Annotated in this window: 12 protein-coding genes; 3 read left to right on the top strand and 9 right to left on the bottom strand. The window is 71.8% G+C overall.

Features of this window, described 5'->3' with window-relative positions; translation table 11 throughout:
• Nucleotides 1–29 precede the first annotated feature (29 nt).
• Nucleotides 30–1,040, top strand: coding sequence for a PaaX family transcriptional regulator (locus ACIQMJ_RS27250; RefSeq protein WP_499763832.1), 1,011 nt, complete (start codon nt 30–32; stop codon nt 1,038–1,040).
• On the opposite strand, the gene ACIQMJ_RS27245 is transcribed toward ACIQMJ_RS27250, so the two are convergent.
• The 3 genes from ACIQMJ_RS27245 to ACIQMJ_RS27235 are packed head-to-tail and all read right to left on the bottom strand — an operon-like array spanning nt 1,032 to nt 4,808.
• A complete protein-coding gene (locus ACIQMJ_RS27245; protein WP_499763831.1) occupies nt 1,032–2,231 on the bottom strand; it encodes an MFS transporter in 1,200 nt (399 codons plus the stop codon). The two genes, ACIQMJ_RS27250 and ACIQMJ_RS27245, sit on opposite strands and share 9 nt — an antisense overlap.
• A 13-nt stretch (nt 2,232–2,244) precedes the next feature.
• Nucleotides 2,245–3,411 (bottom strand): ARPP-2 domain-containing protein, encoded by a 1,167-nt coding sequence (locus tag ACIQMJ_RS27240; RefSeq protein ID WP_499763830.1) that lies wholly within the window; start codon nt 3,409–3,411, stop codon nt 2,245–2,247.
• Nucleotides 3,408–4,808 (bottom strand): hypothetical protein, encoded by a 1,401-nt coding sequence (locus ACIQMJ_RS27235; protein ID WP_499763829.1) that lies wholly within the window; start codon nt 4,806–4,808, stop codon nt 3,408–3,410. Before ACIQMJ_RS27235 ends, ACIQMJ_RS27240 begins: the two co-directional genes overlap by 4 nt.
• 229 nt (nt 4,809–5,037) lie before the next feature.
• On the opposite strand from ACIQMJ_RS27235, the gene ACIQMJ_RS27230 reads away from it, so the two are divergent.
• Nucleotides 5,038–6,270: a hypothetical protein gene (locus tag ACIQMJ_RS27230; protein WP_499763828.1), complete on the top strand. Its 1,233-nt coding sequence runs from the start codon at nt 5,038–5,040 to the stop codon at nt 6,268–6,270.
• A 138-nt stretch (nt 6,271–6,408) separates the two neighbouring features.
• On the opposite strand, the gene ACIQMJ_RS27225 is transcribed toward ACIQMJ_RS27230, so the two are convergent.
• The 3 genes from ACIQMJ_RS27225 to ACIQMJ_RS27215 all read right to left on the bottom strand — a co-directional run bounded on the left by ACIQMJ_RS27225 (nt 6,409) and on the right by ACIQMJ_RS27215 (nt 10,607).
• Entirely contained in the window at nt 6,409–6,591 is a 183-nt protein-coding gene (locus tag ACIQMJ_RS27225; RefSeq protein ID WP_499763827.1) for a hypothetical protein, read from the bottom strand.
• Nucleotides 6,588–7,712, bottom strand: coding sequence for a glycoside hydrolase family 43 protein (locus tag ACIQMJ_RS27220; RefSeq protein ID WP_499763826.1), 1,125 nt, complete (start codon nt 7,710–7,712; stop codon nt 6,588–6,590). The genes ACIQMJ_RS27225 and ACIQMJ_RS27220 overlap by 4 nt, the downstream gene beginning before the upstream one ends.
• A gap of 174 nt (nt 7,713–7,886) precedes the next feature.
• The gene (locus tag ACIQMJ_RS27215; protein ID WP_499763825.1) at nt 7,887–10,607 is read right to left on the bottom strand and encodes a hypothetical protein; all 2,721 of its coding nucleotides are present in this window, start codon (nt 10,605–10,607) and stop codon (nt 7,887–7,889) included.
• Between the two features lie 394 nt (nt 10,608–11,001).
• Between ACIQMJ_RS27215 and ACIQMJ_RS27210 the strand changes: the two genes are divergently transcribed.
• Nucleotides 11,002–12,543, top strand: coding sequence for a S8 family peptidase (locus ACIQMJ_RS27210; protein ID WP_499763824.1), 1,542 nt, complete (start codon nt 11,002–11,004; stop codon nt 12,541–12,543).
• Between the two features lie 85 nt (nt 12,544–12,628).
• Here ACIQMJ_RS27210 and ACIQMJ_RS27205 read toward each other — a convergent pair whose 3' ends face one another.
• The 3 genes from ACIQMJ_RS27205 to ACIQMJ_RS27195 form a co-directional block, all read right to left on the bottom strand.
• A complete protein-coding gene (locus tag ACIQMJ_RS27205; protein WP_499763823.1) occupies nt 12,629–14,086 on the bottom strand; it encodes an RICIN domain-containing protein in 1,458 nt (485 codons plus the stop codon).
• Nucleotides 14,087–14,119: 33 nt separating this feature from the next.
• Nucleotides 14,120–15,430 (bottom strand): RICIN domain-containing protein, encoded by a 1,311-nt coding sequence (locus tag ACIQMJ_RS27200; RefSeq protein ID WP_499763822.1) that lies wholly within the window; start codon nt 15,428–15,430, stop codon nt 14,120–14,122.
• A 460-nt stretch (nt 15,431–15,890) separates the two neighbouring features.
• Nucleotides 15,891–16,526, bottom strand: coding sequence for a hypothetical protein (locus ACIQMJ_RS27195; protein WP_499763821.1), 636 nt, complete (start codon nt 16,524–16,526; stop codon nt 15,891–15,893).
• Between the last annotated feature and the right edge of the window lie 79 nt (nt 16,527–16,605).

Here is a 16,605-nt window from a genome sequence, read left to right as displayed (position 1 = left end):
AAGTGTCAATAAACGTCTCGATAGGGTCGGTGGACAACGCGGACCTGCGACGGGAGCACAGCGTGATCAGCCCGTTCAACGTGGAGGAGATCTTCCCCGACGTCGAAGCCGGCTCGGCGCGGTTGCCGCGCCGGCAGAGCGGCAGCTCACCGCAGGGCTTGGCGGTGACGCTGATCGCCGACTACACCATCGGCACCCGCGCCTGGTTGCCGACCACCGCGATCGTGGCGCTGCTGGGCGGGTTCGGCGTGACGGCCGGGGCCGCGCGCACCGCCGTCAGCAGGCTGGCCCGGCGCGGCGTGGTCGAGGGCAGCCGGCAGGGCCGGTCCAGCTCGTACCGCCTGACCGAGCCCGCCGCGGCGGAACTGCTCGGCGGTGGCATCTCCATCGCCACCTTCGCCACCGAGCCCGACGCGTGGGACGGCTCGTGGACGGTCGTCGTCTTCACCATGCCGAAGGAGGAGAAGACCCGGCGGAATTCGCTGCGGGCGCAGCTGCGGTGGCGCGGCTACGGGCCGCTCTACGACGGTGTCTGGGTCTCGCCGCACCCGTTGACCGAGCAGGCGCACGCGGAGCTGGTCGCGGCGACCCCGGGCTCGCTGACCACGTTCCGCGCGCGTCAGCTCGACTTCCGGGCGGACGTCACGCGCGACCCGATCGAGGCGTGGGACCTCACGGCCATCGCGGAGCGGTACCGGGCCTTCGTCCGGACCTGGGAGCCGCTGCTGCCCCGCATCCGGGCGGGCGGGGTTACGGGCGCGTCCGCCGTGCGGGCCCGCACCGAGGTGATGGACACCTACCGGCGCTTCCCGACGCTCGACCCGCTGCTGCCGGTCGACCTGCTGCCGGCCGACTGGCCGCGGGCCCGCGCGCGAGAGGTGTTCTGCGAGGTCTACGACGGCCTGATCGAACCGGCCCAGGACCACGTGCGGTCCGTCGCCGAGCAGGACGGACCGCGCCCCGACATCCGGGCGCACACCGTGGCCGAGATGAGCACCGGCGTGACGGCCCGGCCCGCGGTGCGCACGGCGTCACGCTGACCGGGCGCGGCGATCCCGCAGCGCGTGCATCGCGAGGGCCCCGGCGAGGGGACCGGGGGCCAGGAGGAGGAAGGCGTAGCGCCAGCCGACGGCGTCCGCGAGCAGGGGCGTGAGCTGGATGGTGACGACGGTGAGGGCGAACCCGATCGCGGTCTGGGCGGTCAGGGCCGTGCCGACGTAGCGCGGATCGGCGACCTCGCTCAGGGAGGTGGAGAACACCCCGGAGTCGGCGATCACGGCGGCGCCCCAGACCACGCAGAACGCCACCACGAGCGCGGGCGGCGCGGGGAAGAGCAGCGGGGAGGCCAGGCAGCACAGGCCGCTGACCAGCAGGGCCGCCATCGCGGCCGGAGGTCGGCCGAACCGGTCCGCGCCCCAGCCGCCGAGCAGGCAGCCGAGCGCACCGCCGACGCCCATGGTGAGGAACACGGTGATCCCGACCGATCCGGGCAGGCCCCCCGCCCCGTCCCCGGCGGCCAGGAACGCCGGGATCCAGGTCCACAGGGCGTAGAGCTCCCACATGTGCCCGAAGTAGCCGAGGTTGGCCAGGCGCGGGCGGCGCTGGGTGAACATGGTCAGGGCGTAGCGCGGGTTGCGGACGGGCGCGGACGCGGCGGCGTGCGGGCCCATCCGGATGAACGCCAGCGCGACCAGGGACGCGAGGAACCCGGCCCCCGCGGCGGCCAGCAGCACGCCGCGCCACGGCAGCGAGCCGAGGCCCGCGATGAGGTGGGGGAGCGTCGAGCCGAGCGTGAGCGCGCCGATGAGGACGCCCATCGTCCGGCCCCGTCCGGTGCTGGGCGCCCAGGACACCATGAGCTTCATGCCGACCGGGTAGACCGCGGCCAAGCACGTGCCGGTGAGGAAGCGCAGGGGCACGGCCGCGGCGAACCGGTCGACCACCAGGGCCAGCAGCACGGTGCACGCGGCGGCCGCGGCGGCGCCGGCGGCGAGCAGCCGCGGGGGCGGGACGCGGTCGGCGAGGTTGAGCGTGGTCGAGGCGAGCGCGCCGGTCACGAAGCCGAGCTGGACGGACGCGGTGAGCCACACCGCCTCGGCGGAGTCGAGCCCCCACTCGCCGCGCAGGCCGGGCGCCACCGCAGACATGGAGAACCACACGGCGAGCCCGAGCACCTGCACGGCGGCGATGGCGGCGCGCTGCGCACCGGCGTTGCCGGGTCCACTGGTCACGCGGGTCGTCCCCTCAGGTCCTCGTGCTGCGTCGCGGGTCATTCTGCGCCCGGTAGCGGGCCAGCACGTCCTCGCGCAGCAGCGCGCCGAAGCCCGCCCCGGCCAGGCGCAGGCCCAGCTGGTGCTCGGTGACGCCCGACGCGACCGCGGCGGTCGCCAGGTGCCAGTCGTGCGCGGCCAGGGTGGTCAGCAGGTGGCCGCGGCGGATCTGGGACTCGGAGAGGCGGAACGTCTTCAGGTAGGCCGTGCGGCCGTCGCGGTCGGTGATCAGCTCGCCGATGTGGTTCTCCTCCTTGAGCCGGAACGTCGGCAGGAACCGGGACAGCGTGTAGTCGCCCGCCCGGTACACGCGGCTCGTCGCGTAGGTCTCGCCCAGCAGCCCGGCGGCCATCGTCGTGTCGTGGAACCGCGCCCACTCCGCCTGCTCCCGCGCCGCCGCCGCACGCAGGTCCGCCACCGACGCCACGTCGTCGGGCAGCCGCACGTCGAACCGGGGCGAGGGCGATGCCAGGGTCGCGTAGTGGTGCACCAGCTCGCCGTACATGTCCTGGAGCAGCGTGGCGTGCAGCGCCCGGTAGTCGTCCGGGTGCGGCACGACGAACGCCGAGGCCGGCGCGTCGGCCACGTACACCAGCACGCCGCACTGGCCCGGGTGGATCTCGAAGTGCTTCAGCGCGTCCGCCAGGCCCTCGACCTCGGCGCCGAGGTACGCCTCCTCCACGCGCGGCGACAGGCCCCGGCGGATCGCGCGCTGCGACCACTCGTCCCACACGATCTCCGGGCCGCCGAAGTGCAGCGCCAGGTACCCCTCGACCGCCACGTGCAGGGGCAGGAACCGCAGCCTGTTGCGCTCGACGCGGCGCGCCATCCGGCGGTGGAAGCGCAGCCGCAGGCCGCGCGCCGGGCGGTCGTCGCCGGCGCCGCCGCGGTCGAGCTGCGTGCCGTAGGCCGCGACCGGGGTGTCGTCGTCGGACCACGTCGCCACGAAGCCGTGCGGGATGTAGGACGTGTAGTGCGTGCGCGGACCCACCTCGACCACGCCCGGCTCGTCGCCGTAGGCGCGCGCGTGCAGCCGCAGCCCGGTGATCGGCTCGTCCCGCGTCACGGGCACGAGCCGGACCCCGCCCCACACCTGCGCCGCCCTCGTGGTCAGCCCGGTCAGGTCGAGCTCCACCGTCACCCCTCCTCCAGGAACCGGGCCACCCGGTCGTCGAAGTGCGCGCGCAGGTCCGCGGACCCGGTCCGGCCCTCGGTGAACCGGGCGAACTCGACCAGGGCGGGCACGTCCTCCGCGTCGCGCACGCCGACGGTCGGCACCGCCGGGGCCAGCCGCTTCACGTCGAAGTCGGCCGCGTCGTACACCGGGTTGAGGTGCACCGCGACCACCCGGCGGTCCGGGTCGAGGCGCGCCCGCCACACCCGCAGCACCTCCGACGCGAGCCCGTACGGCGCGTTGTCCCAGCCGTCGGAGACGATCAGCAGCCGGTCCGGCGCGTGCTCCAGCGCGTCGAGCACCCGGTCGCCCAGCGGAGTCATCCCGTACGGGTAGGTCAGCAGGGCGTCGGTGCGTCCCGAGGTCCACAGCGGGACGTACTCGGTCGCCAGTTCGGCCAGCAGGTAGTGGCAGGCCAGCGCGACCGCCAGCGGCCGGCGGCGCTTCTGCCCGGAACCGGACGCCGAGAAGCTGTCGTCCAGCACCGCCGCGACCCGGCCCCACCCGCCCGCGACCCGCCCGGCGGCCCGCACCGCGGCGGCGCGCAGCGCCCCGGTCAGCTCGCCGCGCCGGTCGACCCGCTCGGGCACCGGCAGCGACAGGACGTAGGAGGCCAGCCGGGTCAGCGGCATCGACCCGAGGTCGACCGCCACCTCGGCCCCGTCCCGGCGCGCGGCCTGCTGCACCCGCAGCCGCTCCAGCCGGGTCATCCGGGGCGCGATGCGCCGCAGGAACGTCGCCCGGTCGATCCGGTGCCGGGCGGCGAACCCCTCGGCCACGGTGTAGGGCAGCTCGTACACCGACGCCTGCTCGTAGTGCGCCCGCCGCCACGTCTCCAGCAGCGGGGTCTCGTACCGGCGGTGCCGACCGGTGAACAGGAACGGGCCCAGCTCGCCGTCCGGCGCGACGTGCGCGTGCCGCAGCGCCCGCTTCAGGCCGGTGCGGTACTTCACCGCGTCGAACACCGGGTCGGGCCGGGCCGCGACCCACTCCCGGATGATCGCGCGGGTGCGCCGGTTGTTCACCCGTGCCCGGCGCAGCGCGCGGAACAGGTCGTACACCCGCTGCGGCGGCATCACCCGCAGGCGCCGCGCGATCAGCGCGCCCTCGACGCGCCGCTGGTCGCCGGTCGCCTCATTGGCGGTCTCCAGCAGCTTGCGGACCATCAGGGCGGCGTTGTGGTCGTTGATGTCCAGGGCCAGCGCGGCGGCGTACAGGTCTCGGTAGTTGCCGATCACGTAGTCGTGCAGGAAGTCCAGCGACAACCGCTGCTCCTCGGCCCCGCCGTGGAACTCGCGCTGCGCCGTGGACGTCGTCGCCGCGTTGATGAACATCAGCATGTCGTCGGCGGTGATGGCGTCCATGCGTGCACGCTCCGGGAGAGGGTTCGAGGCCGGCCGGGGAGTGGGGGCGCGATCAGCGAATCATCGCTTCAGAGGCGGGTTCCGGAAGTCGCACCGGAGTCCCGCGGCCGGCCGGCGAACTCTAGCAACGACGTGGCGGGCTCCGCCCCGACATCAAGGCGTAGCGCCGGGCGGGGTCCGACCGACACAGTGACTGCGAGGGGCGCCGCGCGGTGAGGTGGGACCGGGGTTGGAGTGGGACTTCTTCCTGGCGCACGCCGGCGCGGACAGCCCCGCCGCGGAACGGCTGCGGTCGCTGCTGGAGCCGCGCGCCACGGTCTTCGAGGACTCGATGCTACTAGGACCTCGCCGCCGCACCGGATCACCGACCCCGGTCTGGTCGGTGATCCGCCTGCGAGGAACCGCGAGTGACCACGAGGTCTCAAGCTCGGCGAGATCAGCGTCGTACACTGCAGGGCTCATGGCTGGAATGCTGTATTACCCGTTCATCCAGGCGCCGCGTCCGGTCCTGGTGCGAGCTCTTCTCTACAGCGATTCGTTGTCCACAATCGTTCCCGAGGTTGCCTCCCAAGAGGCCATCGACGCGCTCCCGGCTGTGGTGCGGGAACGGATGCCCGACTTCTACAGCCCCGTCTCATTTCTGGATAGCGGTGACGTGCACGATGCGTGGAGTTCCCCGCTTTCGGGAGATGAGACGGAAACCGTGCTGGACGTTCTGGAGAGAACGTTGCACGACCTTCCGTCGGATGACCTCCTGATTCCTGCTGATGCCCCGATGTCGATGACGATGCTGCTGACATCGAAGATCGGCCTCAGTCTCGCGCTTAGGTTGAAAAGACGCGGTGTGGCCGAGTTGATCGGCACCAGGGCGGTGCGGGTTTCCGCCACGGTTCAGCACCTTGTCCTGTCGGTGATGGCCAGCTACATCTCCGAGCTTCGCCCGGACCTCCGGCCCCATACCGACAGAGTCAGCGCGCACCAGCTGGCCACCGCCCACCGTCACGAGGATCTCCAGTGGTGCGGGGTGGTCGACCTCGGCGAGCTGTTCCCGGTCCCCGACCCGGACACCAGCCTCGAGTCGATTGTGGCGTTCCGGCAGCGGTACGACGACGAGCGCCGTCGGCTGATGGCCGGTGTCGACCGGCTCGTCGCCGAACTCAAGCGTGCCGCCCCGGACCGAGAGGCGCTGCTCAGGGATCTCGCGGATGAGGTTGCGGCCGCGATACGGGATTTCCGGCACGCGGGCGGACGGTTTCGGTGGCGCAGGCAGTCGCTGGCGGCGCTGATCGGGCTTGGCACCGCTGCGGGAGGCCAATACCTGTCTCCCGACTGGTCTTGGCTATCTCTGTTCGTCAGTGCGGTCGGGGTGAATCTTGCGACGACCCGGCCACGACTATCGACCAACTCACGGATCGACGTGGCTTACCTGCACAACGTTCGGAAAGTCATCAACCGATCATGAGTTAGCTGCCAGGGGAAACACTTCCTGACTTCTGATGGAGGATCTTTTACCAGAAGTGAGGAAGCAAGCAACTTTCTGGTCAGGCCGTCGCTTCCTTGTGCGGTGGCGCTGCCATGTTGCCGCAGGTCACCAGGTCATTCACCGAACATCCGCTTTCATCAGATGCGACTCCGCGCCCCAGGTGTACCAGCCGCCCGACCACCAGCCGTGGCTGTACGGGCTGGGCCAGGAGCCGCCGGAGGCCAGGGAGCTGTCCGCGGGGACCGGCTGACGGTCCACCGAGGACAGCTCCTCCGCGGACAGCTCCTCCGCCCGGGTCACTCGAAGAACTTCAGGCTCCACCCGGTGTCGGACGTGGGGCCCGGGACGTTGGCGCGGCGGTAGGTCGTGTTGCCCCACCACACGAACGTGCCGGTGTACCAGTAGCGGTTGTCCCAGTGGTACGGCGTGCCCTTGGGCACCCCGTGGTACATCATCGGGAACTTGGGGCCCGCCGGCGGGCTGGTCGCGATGTCCCCGTCGAGCAGCACGAACGTGTGGTGGCCCGGGCCGTTGACGTACAGCGTCGGGTCCCACCCGGTCATCATGGTCGCCCGGTTCGAGCCGAACAGGCAGCCGTTCGACTTGTACCAGTCCCACACGTAGGTCGGGTCGCCCCCGGCGCGCAGCCGCAGGTCCGCGATGCAGTACTGCTCGCTCCAACTGCCGTTGGCGGAGTAGGCGACGTGCAACTGGCCGTTGGGGTCCTTGATGACCTCCGGCGCCTCGTTGATGAACGGGTCGCCGACCACCCGCTCCCACGGCTCGCGCGGCTGCGAGATGACGTACCGCGCGCCGATCGGCGTGAGCGGGTCGGCCATGCGGGCGATGTAGAGGTTCTGCTCGACGTTGGTGGTGCACTCCCAGCCCGACCAGATGAAGTAGCGCTGACCGTTGAACGTCACGGGCACGCCGTCGATCGCCCACCGGTCACCCGGCAGGGCGAGCTCCACCGCGGTGGTGGTGTATCCGGTGTCCGGCGAGGTGGAGCTGATCGCGTACATGCGGTGCCCGGCGTCGTTGCCGGCGGTGAAGTAGATGTAGTAGCGACCGCCGTCGCGGACGATCTCCGGCGCCCACACCGAGCCGAGGTTGCCCGCGTCGCGCCACACCGTCCGCGCGGGCGCGGCCGCCAGGCCGTCGGGGGACGAGGCTTGGCGCACCCGGATCCCGCCGTCGCCGACGTGGGCCGCGATGTACGTGCCGCCGACGCGGATCACGCTCGGGTCGGCGGCACGCAGCCCCGTCCGCCCCAGGGTCGAGAACTGGCACTCGTCGGGTGCGGCCCGCTCGGCGGCGAAGGCGGGCTGCGCGGGGAGCAGGAGAGCGGCGATGCCCACGGCGGCCGTGAGGCGCCGCAGCCGCTGCGCGGTCTTGCGTCCGATGCCGGAGGTGGTGTTCACGGGACTCCTCAGCGGTAGCAGGGAACCACTCGTGCGACCGCACGCCCTCCGGCGGCTGTGGACGTGGCGGTGCACGTCCCGGCGAACGTAACACGCCTCCACCGCGCGGTTCGCGGTCGCGCCGACCGGATCACCCGCCCGTGGCAACCCCTTCCCCCCGCACGGTCATCGGCGTCAAGTGCAGGTGCGGCCACCCAGGTAGGTGGCGCCGTCCCCGGCCGCACCTTCCGGGTCCACGGCGTAGACGTGTACCGGGGTGCCCGGCGGGCAGCTCGGCACGGTGAAGCGGAAGCCGTGCACGCCGGTGGTGCCGAAGTAGGCGTTGACGTCCGGTCGGTCGGTGGTGGTCGGGAACTCGCCCAGGTAGGTGCCGGTCCCCGCCGGGCCGCCCCGGTACACGGAGACCGCCGACGAGGTGGCGGGCAGGTCGACGTCGGCCGCCCACCCCTCGACCGTCGTGCCGGTGAGCAGCTCGAAGTTGCCCCGCGGCGGCGAGGTCCAGCGGAACACCCGGGTGTCGCCCTCGTTGAACGCCTGGTTGGACAGCTCCGCGCAGTTGCGGCACATCTCGACGTCGTCGGGGTACAGGGCGGTCTCGTGCACGCGGGGCATGGAGCCGGGCAGGCGGACGGTCTTCGAGCCGGAGGTGCCCGCGTGGACGGCGACCACGTTGCCCTCGGCCTCCACCGAGTCGCCGACCGGCGCGAAGTGGTGGACGCCGGCGTCCTCGCTGATCCGGCGCAGCGCGACGAGCGGCAGCTTGGGCGCGGCGGCGTAGACGGAGGTGTAGCTGCCGCCGCTGACCGGGATGGTCTTGCGCGCCAACGACACCCCGCCCGCCTGGTAGGTGCCCAGGGTCGTCGCGGCCGGGTCGGTGACGGTGAACCACGGCGTCAGCGGGTAGCCGGGACCGCCGGTCTGGCCGACGAAAGAGTAGTTCTGGGTCAGCGCGGGAGTGCCCGAGCCCTTGGCGACGGTGATGCCGGTGAGCGCGGCCATCGACGCGGTCGAGGCGGCCTGGTCGTCCTGCACGTACCCGGCGGCGTAGAGGGTCAGCACGGTGCGGCCGGGCGTCTTGAGCCTGGTGTTGATCGCCGAGCGCACGGCGGACGGCACGACGTAGGCGTTGGGCAGCACGGCGAGCTTGATGGCACTCAGGTCGAGGGTGCCCTTGGCCAGGTCGCTGAGCAGGTAGTGCCGGACGGGCGTGCCCAGCCGGGTCAGGTCCTCCACGAGGTTGGGCAGCTGGTCGCCCGCGAACCCGTACGAGTTCTCGCCGGCCGGCGTGAGCGCGGCCTGGTAGTTGGGCGACACGTCGTCCACGAACACCGCCACCTGCGGTCGGTAGGCGTTCGCGCCGCCGTGCCGGATCTTGTCGACGGCCCGGAACACCGACTGGAGGTTGGCCCACAGCGCCTCGGAGTCGCCCGTCCGGTCGGGGCGGCCGAACCAGCCGACGCCCTGGAGGTCGAGCAGGTGCACGGCCCGGCCGCCGATCCCGGCCGCGATCAGGTTGCGCCGCAGCACCCGGATGCTGTCCCACAGGTTCGTGACGGTCTGGAACGGGACGGGTTGGCAGCTCACCTCGCACGCGAGGAACGTGCGGGTGTCGTCCTCGTCCATCCACAGCTTGTTGGACAGCCTCATCGTGTCGGTGATGCCCTGCGGCACGAACCCGCGGGGGAGCAGGCGGCTCTCGCGGTAGGAGTAGGGGCCGCTGATGATGTCCACGCTCGGGCTGTTGACCAGGGTCGTGAGGTCGTTGTGCCCGCTGACGGGCAGTTCGGTGCCCAGGCCGTACTGGTAGCCGTAGAAGGCCGCGGTGAGGACGCGGTTGCCGGTGACCTGCTTGGCCTTGGCGAGCAGCCGGGTGATCGCGGAGACCGTGCGCGACGACTGGTACTGGTTGTGCTTCGCCGCGCGCAGCGAGTTCGGGTCCGCCGGGTCGAGGATCGTGCCGCGGGACGCGCCGGAGACCGGGGGGACCTGGCCGGGGACGGCGTTGTTGCGCTCGGTCGGGGTGGCCGACCGGCACTGGGGGACCAGGCTCGCGGGCAGGCCGCTCCACGAGCAGAAGCCCGCCTCGGCACCGGCCGAGTAGTCGCCCAGGTAGAAGTGGTGGCGGCCGATCGCGCCGGGCTGGGAGCCGGAGTCGTTGGTCCACGGGAACATGCCGCACCGCGGGGCCGCGCCGGGCACGGGGCCGCACAGCCTCGGGTCGCCCCAGTCCAGCATCCTCCCGGCGGTGTCGTCGTAGCCGTACGGCCGGTAGAACCACTCGCCACCGTTGGCGTAGGCGATGAGCACCCCCATCACCCGCCCGGGGTAGCGGGTGTCCATGCGCGTCAGCACGCGGGAGATCTGCTCCTCCTGGTAGGCGAGCCACGCCTCGTTGAGCGACCACGGGTGGCCCGCGCCGTTCGTGTCGTCCCGCACGTTGCCCTGGAGGTCCTTCATCTTCACCGCTTCGCGGCCGAAGGCGGGCGCGTCCTGGAGGTACATCCGGACCATCAGGTACGGCCTGGGGTTGAGCGCGTTGAGCCGGCCCGCCAACTGGTCGATGAACGCGTCGCTGGTGCTCATCAGGTGCACCTGCAACATGGGCGCGACGTTCATGTCCGCCGCCGCCGTGTTGGCCGCCGCGAGCCGGGCCTGGTAGTCGAAGTACGACCAGTCACCGTTGCCGACCGGGACGCTCTGCGAGTTCAGGGCCATGAAGAACGGGGTCGTGGTGCGGCACGCCCCGCCCTGGTCGCAGAGCTGGATGACCTTGCGGCCGTTGCGGTTGGCGATCGTCGACGTCGGACCGGACCACGGTTCGGCCGAGGCGGTCGGGGGGATCGGCACCAGCGGGACCAGCACCAGTGCGAACAGGATCGCGAGCAGCCGTCGCATACGTCCTCCCGGGGAGGCGTCCGGGCGCCACCGGCCGGACACCGGGCCAGGATGCCACCGCCGCCGCCGGACACCACCCCGATGTCACCGTGCCGGCCCAGCGCCGTGAGCGGACCGGACGAGCGGGCGGTGCGGACCTCCGAACCTCTGCCCCCCAACGGTTACCGTCGGTGAGCCGGCCGGGCCGTGAGGCCGAAGAAGCGCGGTCCGCGCGGCGATCGGGGCGAGGTCGGCGTGGTCCTGCGACCGTAGGGACGGCGGCCGGTGCGGCTGCTCAGGCGAATTCGCGCGCTGTTCAGCCGCTTCCCGTCCGCGACCGGTGCGCTCGGCCGGGGTCCGTCCGTAGCGTCTGGCCGGTCCGTGATCCACTCCCCGATGCTTCAGGAGGGCAGCGTTGAGATCACGTCCCAGACCCACCAGGCTGGCACTCGTCACCACGGCCGTCGTCGCGGCCGCGACCGCGCTCACCCCGACCGCGTCCGCCGGCACGACCGGAGCAGTCGTCACCGTCGCCGGGGCCGAGGCCGTCCCGGGCAGCTACGTCGTCGTGCTCCACAACGGCGTGGCCGCCACGTCGGTCGTCGACGCCCACGGCGGCCGGATCCGCGACGTGTGGACCCACGCGCTGAACGGCTTCGCCGTCACCGCGACCCCCGAGCAGGCCGCGAAGCTCGCGGGCGACCCCCGCGTCGCGCTCGTGCAGCAGGACGTCGTGGTCACCGCCGACGCCACGCAGAGCCCCACGCCCTCCTGGGGCCTGGACCGCGTCGACCAGCGCAACCTGCCGCTGGACAACTCCTACACCTACCCGACCACGGCGTCCGGTGTCACCGCGTACATCATCGACACGGGCATCCGCACCACGCACGCCGACTTCGGCGGCCGGGCCACCTGGGGCGCCAACACCAGCGGTGACGGCAACGACTCCGACTGCCACGGCCACGGCACGCACGTCGCGGGCACGGTCGGCGGCGCGGCCCACGGCATCGCCAAGTCGGTCAAGCTGGTGGCGGTCAAGGTGCTCAACTGCGCCGGGTCCGGCACCACGGCCGGCGTCGTCGCGGGCGTCGACTGGGTGACCGCGAACCGCTCCGGCCCGGCGGTGGCCAACATGAGCCTCGGCGGCGGCGCGCAGCCCGCCCTGGACACCGCGGTCGCCAACTCCATCGCCTCCGGCGTCACCTACGCGGTGGCCTCGGGCAACTCCAACGCCGACGCGTGCGGCTTCTCCCCGGCCCGCGTCCCGGAGGCGCTGACCGTCAACGCCTCCGACCGCACCGACCCGCGTGCCACCTTCTCCAACTGGGGCACCTGCACCGACCTGTTCGCGCCCGGCGTCGGCATCACCAGCGCCTGGGCGACCAGCGACACCGCGACCAACACGATCAGCGGGACGTCGATGGCGTCGCCGCACGTCGCGGGCGTCGCGGCCCTGCACCTGGCGGCCAACCCCGCCGCCACCCCGGCCCAGGTCGCCGCGGCGATCGTGAACGCGGCCACGCCGAACGTCGTGCAGAACCCGGGCACGGGCTCGCCCAACCGCCTGCTGTTCGTCGACAACGGCGGCACCCAGCCGCCCGGCAAGGTGACCCTCAACCGCTACCGCAAGGGCGGTGACCACGCCAGCGGCACGTCCGCGCCCGCCGGCTACGCCCTCGAAGGCGGCCTCGGCACGGTCGCCACCGCGGCCGCGCCCGGCACCCACCCGATCTACCAGTGCCTGGTCGGCGGCTGGGACTACATGACCTCGCTCGCGGCCAACTGCGAGGGCACCACGGTCGTCGGCGTGATCGGCTACCTGCTCGACGCCCCGGCCTCCGGCGCCAACCACCCGATCCGCCGCTGCCTCGTGGCGGGCAACGGCAACCACTTCGACTCGTCCAGCGCCACCTGCGAGGGCCAGGTCGTCGAGGGCGTCCTCGGCTACTCGGTCTGACCGCGGACCCCGTCGACCGACGGACACCCCCCGGCGCCGGGCACGGTAGCCCGGCGCCGGGGGCGCGGTCACGTCGGGACGACCGTCAGACGGCCGTGCGCGACCACTGCTGGTTCGTGCCCGTGTTGCACGTGTACTGCTTGAGGACCACGCCGTCGGCGGTCGAGGCGGACGGCACGTCCACGCACTTGCCGCTGTGCCGCGCCCGGAGCTGGAACCAGCTGCCGTTCGCGACCATCTGGAACTGCTGGTTCGTGCCGCTGCCGCAGGTGTACTGGACGAGCTCGGCGCCGTCGGCGGTGGACGCGCTCACCACGTCCAGGCACTTGCCGCTGTGCCGGCTGACCAGCCGCCAGTAACCGCTGCCCGCGTCCTGGAACTCCCACTGCTGCCACGCGTTGCCGCCGTAGGCGTACTGGCCGACGCGCGCGCCGTTGTCGGTGTTGGGCTGCTGGACGTCCATGGCCTTGCCGCTGTGGCGCACGTCGACCCGGTAGTACGTGGCCGGCGGGTTCGTGGAGCCGTCACCCCAGGCGTACCGGATCCGGTCCGCGCCGGAGTTGTTGCGGATGGTCAGGTTGAGGTCGGTGCCGCTGCCGCTGAGGGCGTACATCGAGTAGTGGTCGTACCCGATGGTGCCGGGCTTGCCACCGATGGCGGGCCAGTAGGTGCCGCCCATCCGGTTGTCCCGCATGACCTGCGCCATGGCGCGGATGTGGCGGACGAAGTTGTCGGTGCTGTTCGCGTCGCTGTAGTTCAGGCCGGTGGACATGGGCGCGCCGAACTCGGTCGCGACGGCGCGGGAGGCGCAGTTGCCCAGCCGCGTCTGGATGTGGCTGCGGAACTGGTCGTAGGTCATGCTGCCGTAGAAGAAGGCGTAGTGGTGGAACGACAGCAGCGTGGAGTTGAAGCGGCTGTCGTTGCACACGTCGCGCAGGTCCTGGCTGTACCCGGTGCCGCCGATGAGCACCCGGCCGGGCACCGCGGAGGTGTGGTAGGCGAGCCAGTTGGCCGCGACGGTGCGCCAGTCGGCCGAGGAGTAGCCGTGCGGCTCGTTCATCGGCTCGAAGTAGACGTTGGGGTTCGAGCCGTAGGTGTTGGTCACGCTGGACCACATCGTGTTCCACGCGGCCAGGTTCGTGATCCTGCCGCCGGAGGCCGCGCCGTCCTCCCAGTAGGCGAGGATGACCTTGAACCCGCGCTCGGTGGCGGCGTCGATCGCGCCGCGGTAGGCGTTCCACCACGTCGTGTTGGCCACGGTGTGGGTGTTGATGGGCAGCCGGACGGTGTTGACCCCCATGGTGGCGGACATGTCGTCGTAGAGGGCGTTGGCCTTCGTCCGCACGGTCGCGTTGCTGTCGGAGATGCTCAGGCCCTGCACGACGAGCGTGCCGGTGCTGAAGTTGTCGCCCAGCACGGCCCAGTTCATGCCCCGGAACTGGTTGGTCGCCGCACTGGCGGGCGAGGTGAGGACGACGAGGCTCGCCGCCGCGGTGAACGCGGTCACCACCAGGGCGACCAGTGATCGGATGATCGGTGTCATCGGGTGTGTCCCATCGCTGGTTGCGGACCGGGCTCAGACCTGCGTGCGGCTCCACTGCTGGTTGGCGCCGCTGCCGCAGGTGTACTGCTGGATGTCGGCGCCGTCGCCGGTGCCGGAGCCGACGACGTCGAGGCACTTGCCGCTGTGCCGCGCCCGCAGCTGGAAGTAGCTGCCGCTCGTGACGAGCTGCCACTGCTGGTTGGTGCCGCCGCCGCACGAGTACTGGATGACGTTGGCCCCGTCGGCGGTGGAGGCGCTCGCCACGTCAAGGCACTTGCCGCTGTTCTGGTTGACCACGCGGACGTAGCCGCCGCCCGCGTCCTGGAACACCCACTTCTGGTTGCCGCCGCCGTTCCAGGTCCACTGCTTGACCTCGGCGTTGTCCGCGGTGGAGGCGGAGACGACGTCCATCACCCGGCCGCTGTTGCGGTTGGTCACCCGGTGGGCGGGCGCCGAGCCGGGCACGTCGGCCACCGGCAGGATCGTGCCGTGGCGGCACCCCGGGCAGGTGATCTGGCTCAGGCCGGACCAGGAGTCCAGGTTCGAGCTGGTGGCCGTCCAGATGCCGCCGTTGGTGTACTTGTCGACCCAGATGCGCCAGGAGCCGTCGCCCATGCGCAGCACGGCCGGGCCCTCGTAGCCCGAGCTCCACAACTGGCCCCGGTTGCTCCACCCGCCGGTGAGGCTCGCGCTGGTCCAGTGCTCGATGTACTTGGAGGTCTCGTTCTTGGCGAAGGCGTGGTAGGTGCTGCCCGACTTCACCACGTAGGTGTCGATGTAGTTGTAGCCGAGGCCACCCATCTGCACCGGTCCGCTCCAGGACGTCAACGCGCTGTTCTGGGCGGTGAAGACGTAGGGGCGGAAGCAGTTGGAGCACGTGGTCTGCGCGATGCTCACGATGACCCGGACGGTGCCGTCCTCGACGTAGAACTCGGGCGCCCAGGTGAACCGGGTGTCGGCGACCCCGGAGTTGACGCTGGCCACGTGCGTCCAGTTGACCAGGTCGGGGCTGGAGGCGATGTTGAAGTGCGTGGAGTTCGTGGTCCACGACTGGACGGTGTGGGCGATGTAGTACAGCCCGTTGTGCTGGATGACGCTCGGGTCGCGCAGCACGCCGGACGGGCCGCGGTAGTTCGTGTCGGCCAGCACGCTGAAGTTCGTGCCGTTGGTCGACGAGTAGACCCAGAGCTCCTGGTCGGCGGCGGCGTCGCCCTTGAACGTCGTGTAGACGTAGCCGGACGCGGCCTGGGCGGGCGGTGCGACGGCCACGGCGGCGCCGACGACCGTGAGCGCGGCCAGGCCGAGCCGGGCCAGCCAGTGCCCGACCTTCAGCTGTCTGTTCACGGGTGATCTCCCCGGGTCGGTGGAACGGGGGCGCGCTGCGCAGCCGCGACCGACGTCGATGCCGTGCAGGGTGGGGGAAGGGGTTTCGCGGGTTATTCGTCCGAAGTGGACGGACGGGGGGTCGCTGCCCCGCGGCCGACGCTCGGTGGCGCGGCGAGGCGTGCCCCGCGTGCGGGTGAAGAGTTCATCGTTGATCTCCTCGCGGTGCCGACGATGCGCCGGTGGTCGTGACGCGGGCGGCGGCCAAGCGTCGTCACGACAGCGCGCCGCAGGGCGAGAACGCCGACGGCCCATCGGCAGTTGCCCGGCGCGGCACCGCCGCCGACTGACGTCGGCGGCGCTCCGGCGGGTGAAGAGCCCCCGATGTTTGCGTTAACATCGGAAGCGGTCATAGTGTGCGAGGAAGCACACGACGGTGTCAAGGGTGTGACGCTCAGCCACTTCCGGCCGCGTCGCGGTGTCAGACCTCCAGCACCGGCAGACCCGCGACCAGTCGCTCGCGCAACGCCTCGCCGTCCACCTCGCCGCCGGCCGCGACCACCTCGGGCACGAGGAGGTCGGCCGGGGGAACGGCGGTGTCGCGCACCTCGGCCGCGTTCAGGTCGGCGTGGTCGGCGTAGGACGGCTGGACGATGCTGCCGGACAGCGTTCCGCCGACTTGGTCGGGGGCGCACTCGTCCTGCCACACCTGCACGGTGGCCCGCAGGTCCCCGCGGAACTCCAGGTACTTGTCGGTGTAGCGGCCGAAGACGACGCCCGCGGTCGTGTCACCGGTGACGACGATCTTCGGGTCGCACGTGGTGTGGATGCCGGCCGCCCGCAGGTCGCCGAGCACGACCAGTGCCGCCGCCCCGTCGTCCACGTCGTAGACGCCGCCGGACACGGTCAGGTCGCCGTCCACGATGAAACCGATGTCCCACGAGACGTCCCAGGGGTGCGGCTCGTCGTCGTTGAGGGGGAAGTTGCCGGTGACGGCGGCGTTCCCGGAGTGCAGGACGTACTCGCCCTCGTGCAGGTTCTCCCAGGTGGTTTCCGGCAGGCCGCGCCGCCGGAACAGCTCGACGGCTTCGTCCCAGGTGATCGTTCTCGTGCTCACCGCCGCACGGTACTCAAGCGAGGCGGGCAGCGGCTTCGGCGCGTGCGATCGGGGATGCGATCGGGTCGTCGGCCAGGTG

Source organism: Actinosynnema sp. NPDC091369 (assembly GCF_044757065.1).
GTDB lineage: Bacteria > Actinomycetota > Actinomycetes > Mycobacteriales > Pseudonocardiaceae > Actinosynnema.
This window is presented reverse-complemented; position numbering and strand designations above follow the sequence as displayed.

What these genes read in the sequence shown, in the direction of transcription:
- ACIQMJ_RS27235 (WP_499763829.1), bottom strand. Translation starts at nt 4,808, where the DNA reads ATGGACGCCATCACCGCCGACGACATGCTGATGTTCATCAACGCGGCG.
- ACIQMJ_RS27215 (WP_499763825.1), bottom strand. Translation starts at nt 10,607, where the DNA reads ATGCGACGGCTGCTCGCGATCCTGTTCGCACTGGTGCTGGTCCCGCTG.
- ACIQMJ_RS27205 (WP_499763823.1), bottom strand. Translation starts at nt 14,086, where the DNA reads ATGACACCGATCATCCGATCACTGGTCGCCCTGGTGGTGACCGCGTTC.